Annotated in this window: 1 protein-coding gene and 1 pseudogene; both read left to right on the top strand. The window is 69.9% G+C overall.

Annotated features, from left to right (window positions below; all coding sequences use genetic code 11):
* A partial coding sequence (locus tag G6031_RS14750; RefSeq protein WP_182653656.1) for an FAD-binding oxidoreductase occupies positions 1–1,045 on the top strand: 1,045 nt, incomplete at its 5' end.
* A gap of 285 nt (positions 1,046–1,330) precedes the next feature.
* Positions 1,331–1,678, top strand: a pseudogene (locus G6031_RS14745) (decaprenylphospho-beta-D-erythro-pentofuranosid-2-ulose 2-reductase); the annotation flags it as partial.

The following is a 1,678-nucleotide window of genomic DNA, read 5'->3' as shown; positions in this document are numbered from 1 at the left end:
CACCGTGGGCGGGGCGATCGGACACGACATCCACGGCAAGAACCACCACTCGGCGGGGTCGTTCGGCAACCACGTCACCCGGATGGAGCTGCTCGTCGCGGACGGCCGGGTCCTCACCCTCGAGCCCGGCGGGACGTCCGACGACCCCGGGGGCACGCTCTTCTGGGCCACGGTGGGCGGCAACGGCCTCACCGGCGTGGTCCTCAAGGTGTGGATCGCCATGACCCGCACCGAGACCGCCTTCTTCCTGGCCGACTCCGATCAGACGGCCTCGCTCGACGAGACCATCGCGCTGCACACCGACGGCTCCGAGTCGAGGTACACCTACTCCTCGGCGTGGTTCGACGCGATCAGCGCACCCCCGAAGCTCGGTCGCGCGGCGGTGTCCCGCGGTTCGCTCGCCACGCTGGCCCAGCTCGAGGAGTACGCACCCAAGCTCGCCAGGGACCCGCTGGCCATGAACGCCAAGCCGCTGGTCACGTTCCCGGACGTGTTCCCCAACGGCCTGGCCAACAAGTACACGTTCGGCCCCATCGGCGAGGTCTACTACCGCCTCGGCGGCACCTCGCGGAACAAGATCAAGACCCTCCCGGCCTTCTATCACATGCTCGATCTGTTCGGGGAGTGGAACCGCGCGTACGGGTCCGACGGCTTCCTGCAGTACCAGTTCATCGTCCCGCCCGGGGCGGTCGACGGGTTCAAGGAGATCATCGGCGACATCCAGCGGTCGGGCCACTACTCGTTCCTCAACGTGTTCAAGCTCTTCGGACCCGGCAACCAGGCCCCGCTCTCGTTCCCCATGGAGGGGTGGAACGTGTGCGTGGACTTCCCCATCAACGACCGCCTGAACGCGTTCGTCAACGAGCTCGACGCCAAGGTCATGTCGATGGGCGGCCGGCTCTACACCGCCAAGGACTCGCGGGTCCCTGCCGAGCGTTTCCACGCCATGTACCCGCAGATCGACTCGTGGATCGCCACGCGCCGTGGGATCGACCCCCACGGGGTCTTCGTCTCCGACATGGGCCGTCGTCTCGAACTGCTCTGACCCGGGGGCTGTACAGGCGGTCGTCGGCGGGCCCACAATAGGGTGACCCCGGACGACGAGGGTCGCCCGGAGGCCGATCGGGAGTCCGCCATGATCCTCCGCACCGTCGCCGCCGCCGTCGTCCTCGTCGCCGTCTCCCCGCCGTCCACCGCGTGGAGACGGGCACCGCGGAGGCCGCCCCCGGCACCTCCCGGGGTCCGCCCACCCCCACGGGGTACGCGCCCCGCCGGGTAGTCCCGGCCACCTTCCCCGTTCCGGCGGGAAGGCCTCGGTAGACTCCTGCGCATGATCAATGCCGTCGGCGTCCCCCAGACCCTGCTCCTGCTCGGAGGCACCTCCGAGATCGGCCTGGCGATCTGCGGGGAGTACCTCCAGCAGGGGCCGATGCGCGTGGTGCTGGCCTGCCTCCCCGGAGACCCGGGCATCGAGGACGCGCGCGCCGAGATGACGGCCGCCGGGGCCACCGCCGTCGACGTGGTGGACTTCGACGCCGCCGCCACCGACTCCCACCCGGCCGCCTTCGAGCAGATCTTCGCCGGGGGCGACGTCGACGTGGCCATCGTGGCGTTCGGCCTGCTCGGGGAGAACGAGGAACTCTGGTCCGATCAGCGCAAGGCCGTGCAGATCGCCCAG

The sequence above is a fragment of the Dietzia sp. CQ4 genome, assembly GCF_014145125.1.
Classification (GTDB): Bacteria; Actinomycetota; Actinomycetes; order Mycobacteriales; family Mycobacteriaceae; genus Dietzia; species Dietzia natronolimnaea.
Note: the sequence above shows the minus strand (reverse complement) of the source record. Positions and strands in the feature narration are given on the sequence as shown.